The organism is Psychrobacter sp. NPDC077938 (assembly GCF_044542635.1).
In the GTDB taxonomy this organism is placed as follows: Bacteria; Pseudomonadota; Gammaproteobacteria; order Pseudomonadales; family Moraxellaceae; genus Psychrobacter.
Map to the genome: position 1 here is coordinate 472,585 of NZ_JBITUW010000003.1, position 9,609 is coordinate 482,193.

General features: G+C 45.1%; 2 protein-coding genes. One reads left to right on the plus strand and one right to left on the minus strand.

Going from position 1 to position 9,609, the window contains the following annotated elements; translation table 11 throughout:
- The first annotated feature begins 18 nt into the window (after window positions 1–18).
- Entirely contained in the window at window positions 19–645 is a 627-nt protein-coding gene (locus ACIGBM_RS07960; protein WP_397477365.1) for a c-type cytochrome, read from the plus strand.
- Window positions 646–795: 150 nt separating this feature from the next.
- On the opposite strand, the gene ACIGBM_RS07965 is transcribed toward ACIGBM_RS07960, so the two are convergent.
- Complete coding sequence (locus ACIGBM_RS07965; protein ID WP_397477352.1) at window positions 796–9,585, minus strand: Calx-beta domain-containing protein; 8,790 nt, start codon at window positions 9,583–9,585, stop codon at window positions 796–798.
- Between the last annotated feature and the right edge of the window lie 24 nt (window positions 9,586–9,609).

Consider the following 9,609-nt stretch of genomic DNA (forward strand, 5'->3'; position numbering starts at 1 on the left):
AGATCGAGCAAAGCAATAATGACGCTCATGGTTGGTGGGTCGATAGCGTTAATAACGTTGTCAGGCTGTAGTCAGAATAGAACCAAAAACGCAGCTACTATTGCTAGCCAGCAAACAGCTCCCATGGTGTTTGACAACAATTTCGACCATCAGGCCAGTCGCAATCAGGGCGCATGGGGCGGCGTATATATGTCCAAAGCAGAATTGGCTGAACCTACTACCAATATAGTCGATATACGCTCAATACCAAAGATGAGTGAAGATGCCAGCATGCAGCAGTGGCTCACTAAATTTGAAGGCAGCACACAAGGCAAGACGGGGTTCTTTACCACCAATGGCAAAAAGCTCTACGATGACTCTTGTGCAGGTTGTCATATGCAAAAAGGTGAGGGTGCATACGGCGCAGGCTATTATCCGCCACTAGCTGACAACAGCAAGATGCAATCGAAATACTATATTATTAGTGTCGTTATTAATGGTCTACGCGGCATGCCATCATTCCACCGCATGATGAGCGATGAGCAAATAGCAGCCGTCACACAATACGTGCATAGCGATCTAAATAGCTTCACAGATATAGTGACTCCTGCCAATGTCGCACAGCTACGCCATGATTTTCCACCAGGGTCAGATCCTAGTGAGTGAGTTTACAAGAATCGCTATTAATAGAGTCAATATAACTTTACATACCAAAATACATCTAGAAAAAGCCATAATGTGAATGCAAAAAAACGCCACTGGATTGAATCCAGTGGCGTTTTATGAAAAATCAAAATCTGTACTAGGTGAATAAACCTATAGGATAGTAGTATTCACATCAGTCTGAATCAACAGATCATGGTTACCATTGGTATCAGAGAAGCTATACACATTATAGTTGATACCGTCTTGAGTGGTAGTACCGCTATTTGCCCAACCTGTCGCAGTAAGACTCACGCTATCATCACTGTCACCATTGATAATTAGGTCCTTATCGGTCATGACCGTATCATTGATGATATCAAGCACATTACTGGTCGACAGATTGGTAAGTGACTGAGCACCATTACCCGTCATATCGATAACCTCAATACTTTCAAACTTAGATGAATCGAAAGTGCCAAAGTTAATTGTGGTATTTTCTTCATTAATGAGTAACGTATCAATACCGTCACCACCATTGATAACTAAGTCAGCAGCATCAAATATTATCGTGTCATTACCCGTTCCACCATTTAACGTATCGGCACCAGCACCACCATCTATCGTGTCGTCATCGGCTCCACCACTAAGTATATCATTGCCTGATCCACCGCTAAGTATGTCATCGCCCGTACCACCGTTAATGGTATCGTTACTGGCATTGCCAGTTAAAACATCATCTCCCGCATCGCCATTGAGGGTATCTTTGCCGCTGCCACCGATAAAGGTATCATTCCCATCACCACCAGAGTATTTAACAGCGGCTGTTTGATTGACTGAAATTAAAACATCATCTTCAGTCGTGCCGTTGAAAATCAACGTTGGGGCAATATTAACAGGAAGGTCTTTTGCAGCTATGGTCAGATTATTACCGTTTGCCGATTCAACCGTTTGCAAGCTAATCTGTAACGTACCCGTATACGGTGCGGCTGATTTGACAAGCAAATCGTTCAGTTGCGATGGTGTGACGCCTATAATGGTATAAGTGCTAGTAGCCGCATCAAACGTAACATTGTTTATAGCAGTGCCACTTTTAGTTTTTACATCGAGCACATCACCATATAGGTTGGTGCCCGTCAGTATCACATTGACCGTTTCACTACCATCAATATCGACCATAGCCGCGTTTAAGTTAAGTGATGTCCACTTGCCTTGAGAGCCAATCACAGAGCTAGGACTGAACTCGATAGCATCAGCAACTGGCGTCACATCAAGCGTAACGCTAAGCGGAGTACTCACTAGGCCACTATCACTAATCACACTCATTTCAATACCCGTAACGACACCGCTTTCATTTTCTGGCGCCGAAATAAAGATATTATCCGTGCCAGCTTGCAGTTTACTCGCATCGATTGACCATGAATTATTATCAGCGTTAGTTGGTGACACACCATTATTACTGGCTAAAACTAGATTTCCTGACGCATTGGCATAATACACCAAGTAACCATTAGGTACGTTATCTAGGCTGATAGCAGCGGCGCTATCCTCCACAACACCTCCACTGCCATCGCTGTCACCTTGAATATCACTTAAACTAATCTCATAAGGTATGGCTATTAGGGTATCTTCATTACCTGTAGCAGTCACTGTTAAAGGGTCATTATCTCCATCATTATTACCGACCCCAGCGATACTAAGCGCATCTGGCTGCGCAGCAACGCTAACATCATAGCTGTGCTGATACGTGATGATATTACCATCATCCGTTCCGGAAACATTGGTCACTTCTTTGTGATCAGCATTTACAGTAATGGTAGCACTACCATCAGCATTCTCAGCAGGGGTATATTGAACGATAACGCTATCAGGAGGATTAACTAAGTCTCCTGCACCATTGTTTAGATCAACTATATACTCACCGTTATTATCTGGTGTCAACGTTATACCGTTATATGTTAATACGCCAGCAGTGCCTAATCCTGTCGTTAATCCTGTTTCATCGATCTTAATATACAACTTACCATCAACTAGCGACACATAATCGCCATCCGCAGTATTGGTTAAATTGATATTAATCGCGATCGGCGCGTCTTCATCGGTTGACACGATTGAAGTCTGACCATCGTTATCAAAAGCATCGGTGACAGGTTTGATTTCAACTTTAACATCATCAATTTTGAGATTATCGTCTAAGCCTTCATCATTCAAGGCTGTAAACCCAACATCGAAGACAAGCTCTTGACCGACTTCATTGGTGCTAAAATCAGTAGGCGGCGTCAGTGTTATTGCTGCTAGTGCTTCATTAGGCGTTAAGTTAGCGCTCGCCTCTACACTGATAATCCATTGGCCTGCAATCTTCTGCACCTGCACGTCTGGATTGCTACTGGTCAATACCGTGTCGTCTGGTAAGTCGGTCAATGTGAAACTATAAGCACTCACTGTACTTTCAGCTTCAGAGTTTAGCGTCGCATTGATTAAAGTAGACAATACAATAGCGGCATCTTCTGGCTGAGGTACCGAGGTGACTGTCAGCGTATTGATCAAGTCTGGATCTACAGGGTCTATACCACCAGTACCGTTTCTTGCTAGCGTAAGTTTAAAGATTTGGCTATCACGTGCTTCATTACCGTCAATACCCTGCCCGTTAATATCTTGGTTAAAACCAACCACCGTAATGTCATAGATATCTGGACGTATGTTGACTATGTTGGTATCTCTGATGAATACCAACTCATACTCTGGTGCTGGTGCCGCACCTGTTATCGCCGTATCTGGTACATCGACATACCAAGTATTACCAGCCAATATACCGCCTTCTACTCGAATACCGGCCGGCACGTTGCTGATTTCTAGACGGGTAAAGCTTTCTGAGCCATCTTGATCGGGTGAGGTTAATGAAACTGTGACCGAGGCTGTATCATTTGAGCCACTATTGTCGATAGTGCTATTAGGAGCCGTGTCCCCTGGCAATGTTATAGCCGTCAATGTTAGAGTCGGTTGGTCAGTGACAGCTTGGAAAGTAACATCTACTGATTTGCCAGTAATGACTGGTGATGTTGTGGTGATGGTTGAACCATCTGTTAATGTAGCCGTGTCGGTATACGTGTAATCAAAGGGTATGCTGACATCATCATCACTATGACGCTTGTCATCATCGTACATAATCTCAATGCGCTGATCTGGTGTATAGATATATGTCTCACCTGCCACTAGCGTAACTTCAATATTATCAACACGCAATGCGACTTCCCTGCTGATTAAGTCATCAGCTTTTAGAATTATGGTTTCTAATGCCTCATAACCAGTCGCAATATTTACCAGTGCTGTCGTGTCTGTACTAGTGTAAACAGAAAGGAAATTGACAGTCGTCCAAACATCCTCTGTCGCTAGCACTTGTGGGTTAGCCACTACACTGTCAGTCGCATCTGGTGTTATTAGCACCGACACATTTTGAGTATTATGCGTGGCACTATTACCAGAGACGGTTTCAGTGGTTGTACCAGTGATAGTAAAATCGACTTCACCAGCGAAGTTGCTAGGCGTTACCAGTTCCGCTGTACCATTTTTTAGTGCATCTAAAGATACAGACCAACTGCGTGTGAGGCCGCTACCACCTAAAAATACGGCACCTGTAATATCAAACCCTGTTGGCAAACCGGTCACTTTATAAGTGACTTGTTCGGCAGTGGGTACATTGCTGTCGTAAGCAGCAATATTGGCCGAATCAGAGAAGAACTCTGATAACGCAATATTACCAGCATCTTCAGCACCTACGTAGGTGTAATCCTTAGTGGTTTCTTGACCATCAGTAGCTGTTACTGTAGCGGTTTCAGTGGCTAGCGTATCATTCAATATAAGATCTGCCTTGCCAATAACGGCAACAGGTAAATTGAGTATGGCGCTAGATGCACTGATATCACCATCACTTTCTTCACTCACTGCAGACACTTTCAGATTGACTGTACCACTGTAGTTTTCAGCAGGAACAAAATAAAGGCTAGTCACGTCATTGGTATAGTTATTAATAATGGCTGTCTCGGTGACTTTACCAGTAGCGGTGTCAGTAACTGTGTTAGTAGGTACCAACGTTGAAACACCTGATGCATTAACAACATATAGCTGCGCGCCTACTGGAATATCTGTGATGGTTACGTTATAAATCTCAGAGCCATCATCATCACGCGAGCTTGGGCGAATTTGCAGCGCAATACCATTCGTCGGATTAACTACAGCAGTCGATGACCCGTCACGCATATTGCCACCCGCGAGTGCTTGATCTTCATTACCGTAAGATGGGTCAACGCCTAGTGAGACATTATCAGCCACACCTGCTACTTTAAATGTCAAATAGCTTTCACCACTGATGGCCTCGACATCCATGCCTGTATCTTCATCATAATCTATAGTTTTGGCTTCTACTTTGACCGCGGTCTCGGTACCACTAGCAAGGTTGAAGTCACTATAATCTTCTGGCGAGATAACAGTCACACTATTAAGATAGGCAGCTGGAATATCAACACCAGTACCACTATCAGTTAAAGTAATAGTGCTAGTACCGTCACTATAAGTGAAGACCGCGCCTTCAACTGCCTCAAAGCCGCTAGCATTTTTATAACCAAACGTTAGGTGAGCATAAGTCTGCTCAGAATCCTGAGGATTATTCGTATGGCTTTCTTGTCCAAAGTCGACCGTATCATCTTGGTTGGCCCAACCAGTGAGTAATCTAAATGCACCATCAACACCAAGGCTAAAGGCAATTTCTTCTTGTGCAGCATTCGTGTATGCATGGTCTGGATTGATGGTTAAATCAAGAGTGCCATCGCCATCAGTATCTGAAATAACACCGTCACCAACCTTTTCAGCGACTGGTGTAATCGTGACCGTCTGGGTCAATTCTGTTGTTGTACTAATCGAAACAGCACCTAAACCTCCGTCATCATCCAAATCTACACTAGTTACTTCAAAAACAATGTCAGTATCTGTTGAAGATTGCGCAAGTGGCGTGAGCGATAAACCACTTAAGTTGGAAGTGTCTGTAATAGTAATAATAGACGTAGGAGTGCCATCACCTACTTTCGTAGTGGTACCGTCGCTATAAGTCCAACCTACTGGCAAGGCAAACCGAATCGCAGTGATGACTTCTTGAGTAAGGCTACCACTCGACTGATTATCTAGCACTTGGAAGTTGAATTCATCTAGCGTGATAGCCGTGTCTTCAATAGTTGCAACATCGTTCGCAGTCACTTGTCCCGCGACAGGCGTCACAGTCATATCTACTGTCACCGTACTGATCAGTTCAACCGTTTTGTTTCTTGGGGTCGAGTCAGTATCATGGTCTTGGGTGTATAGAGATACCTCGATATTCTTCATATCGAGTGAATTATATATGGCTGATTTAATACTGATCTTAGGTTCTGAGCCGCTACTCACAGCCAGTGTAGTCGATGTAGGTGAAATGGCATTTACACCGATCAATACTTCACCGCTACTGTTAGCAGTGTACTCAGTGACGGTGTTACTGCCCGCAGGAGTAAATGATATGACCGCATCTGGCTGTAAGCCACTAATAACAAACCCGTAAGTCTCACGATTATTGCCACTACCTACCAAATCACCAAATGCAGTGGTAATTGGCAAGACAATAGAGTCGCCTTCTTGGGCACTCACGGTATAAGTACTACCAGACACAACTCCTGTATCACCTGCCACTGTAGTATAGCCAAAGGTACTGACATCATCGCCAGCAGCATTATTGCTACTGCTGTCGGTCACTGCTTGCACGTCAACCTTTATCGTTGTGCTACCCGCAGCGCCTGCCACCCCTGAAACGATAGCACCTGTGCTATCGACCTCATACTCTGTCACTGCCATGCCAATAGTGATATTGGTGGCACTATCTTCAGGTGGTGTTAGTTCGATCGCTTCAAATTCAGCCCTTGTCATAGTGATAGTCGACGCATCTTGCCCTAGTGGATTAACAACAGTAGGGCCATCACTCAATAAAATCGTAATCGTCTGATTGGCAGTGGTTGTCGTAATACTGCTACCACCATAATCTAACGTCACACCTCTAGGTATGCTAGTTAGGGTAATCAAGCCAATACGCTCAGGGCTGTCATCTGTATTTGCCGTGAGATCATTGGCATCGTTAATGATAGGTGCTTTTAGCCCTAATAACACAGCGGTATCTTCGTTCGTTGTCACTGATACGGCTGATAAAGTAGGCGCATCTGAGACTGGCGTCACAGTAATATCAAGCGTCTCAGAAGCCGATGATCGGTTAGGATTACCGACTGGCAAGCCGTTTGACACATTAGCCGTAATGGTAGGGACAGTGCCACTATAATTGGCAGTTGGCGTAAAGACGTAGCTGCCGTCACTATTCATAGTTATCTGCCCCACTATATTTCCATCTATAGTCACAGGCATTGCGGTATTTGTACCTGCCGTTACAGGTACTACCGTGCCATTAACCTCATAACTCTCTATCGTCAGCATCTCTCCAATATCAGGATCATCATTATCATTGGTAAAGATATTGCCAGTTAGGGTGCCGTCTTCGAGCATTGTCTCACTATCATTAACTAGAGCAATGCCGTCGTTTGTACCTGTGATCGTAACTTGGATATAACGAATTGCACTGGCACTGAGTTGATTGCCATTAGCGGCAGTCGTGATCCCTTCATTATCATTGACCTGTACAGCATAGCGAATCGTTACCGTCTCGCCAGGCGGGATAAAGTCAAGCGCAGTAGAGGAAGCATTAATATTCCAACTCGCCTCATTAGTAGACGTTGATGGTTGATTTACGCTAAATATATTTTCTAGTGCCGCTTGTTGGTCTGTTGTTAATGACGTCAATGCAGTATTCGAACCAAAGGTAAAGATGTTTTGATTTGTTAGATAAATGAGTGTTAACTCATTGCTCGTATCAACGTCAGTAAAGTTGATGGTACCTGTTTGCGTAATAACAGAGGTATCTGTTTGCTCTGTTATTTGTCTACTGTCTATGACACCGTTTGTACTGGCACCATTGGTGATTTTTGGTTGGTCATTGGTACCGGTAATGGTGATAGTCAGCGTTGAGTTTGCTAACTCACCATCTTGGTCTCTAAAGCTATAGGTAAACGTCTCCGTCAACGTCTCACCTATTGCCAGTGCTTGTACGTCCGTATTGCCGTTGCTGAGCGCGTAGTTGTAAGTACCGTCTGGGTTTTTAGTGATACTACCGTAGCTTGCAAACTCTGTACCCCAAGTGAAGCTTTGAGTCGGTGTGTTGCCCAAATTATCATTGGTTAATACGTTACCAGAATTTGAACCAACGCTCACATTTTCGATTAAGCTTAATGTGTCTGCTACTGCTACTGGCACGATGTTGTCGTTCACCCCGCCTGGAGTCGTACCATCAGTCGTACCATCATCATAGATCGTAGTGTTTACAGTATTGTTTACAGGATCAATAGTTACGTTACCTGTCGATACTGGTGCAATACTCGAAATGCTGACAGTAAAGTTCTCAGGGCCTTCAAAATTTGTGTCATCAATTAATGGCACTGTAATGTTGACTGATGTTTGGCCAGCTGGAATAGTGACCTCTTGGGTAACAGGAGCGATGTAATCTGTGCCATTACCAGTTGCAGAGCCTGCAGCAATACTGACGACCACACTAGTATCAAGGGCGCTTGGATTACTTAAACTGACCGTATAAGTAGCCGTATTTGCCGACCCATTGGCGGCTGTTTCACTTAGGTTTTCTGTACCTGTGATGCTGACCACTGGCTTATCACCATCAGTGGTGCTGCCGTCATTGGGGTTCCCGTTATCTTCATCAAACACGGTGCCTGTGGCACTGGCATTACTGCCAAAAGTGGCATTGGACGCATTGCTGATCGTAAGTACGATGTTTTCTGATTGCTCATAAATATTGTCATTAATCACAGTGACTGTAATAGCAGGGGCGCTCGTGCTACCTGCTGGTATCTTGACACTATCGCCATTCGTGAGAAAGTTTTGAATATCGGCAGTATTGTTCAGCGTGATCACTGCACCAGTGGCATCGGTATAGCTGATGCTGGCAATGTCAGCAGCGACTAGTGTACTACTGCCTAAACTAACCTTGACGGTGGTATCAAAATTACTGAGGTTATTCTGAGCCACAGTAAAGACTAAGGTATTGTCTACCCCCTCAACCGCTTGAGCATCAGTGGCAGTAATACCAACCACGGGTTTGTCACCATCGACTTCATCAGTAACATCATCTGGGTTATTCGGGTTGTTGGTGTTGACGCGTTGGTCTTCATCTAGGATGACGCCGGTGGTACTGCCTGTGCCAACCGTGGCGGCCGTTGGGCTGCTTGTCGGTATGCCAATCTCAAGCACAAGATCTTCTGATTGCTCATACACCACATCGTCGGCGATGGTCACAGTAATCACTGGCGCAGCCGTTTCTCCAGCTGGGATGGTGACGCTCGCGCCGTTGGCTAAGAAGTCTTGAATCTGAGTGGCGGTGGTTAAGCTGACCACCACCCCTGTGGCATTGGTATAGCTGATGCTAGCAATGTCAGCAGCTTCGACGGTGTTGGCCGCCCCTAAGGTGACGTTAACAGTAGTATCAAGGTTGCTAAGGTTGGTCTGAGTCACGCTAAAGATGAGGGTGTTGTCTACCCCTTCAATCGCTTGCGCGTCGGTTGCCGCAATGCTGACCACGGGGGCGTCAATGGCGCCACCGTCTTCATCTAAGATCTCAGCGCTCGCCGTGGCGGTGCCAAGAGCGGCATTGACTGGGCTCGATAGGCTCATGCCAATGGTTTCTGATATCTCGTATATCGCATCTTGCGTTGGGGTGATGCTAAAGCTTGGCATGTCAGCAAGCAAGGTGCCTGCTGGAATGGACACGGTGACCCCTGCAATCGCATCCGCCACACTAATGGTTTGGGTGCTGCCATCAGCATTGGTCAGCAAGATGCTGTCAATGTCCGCCGCTTC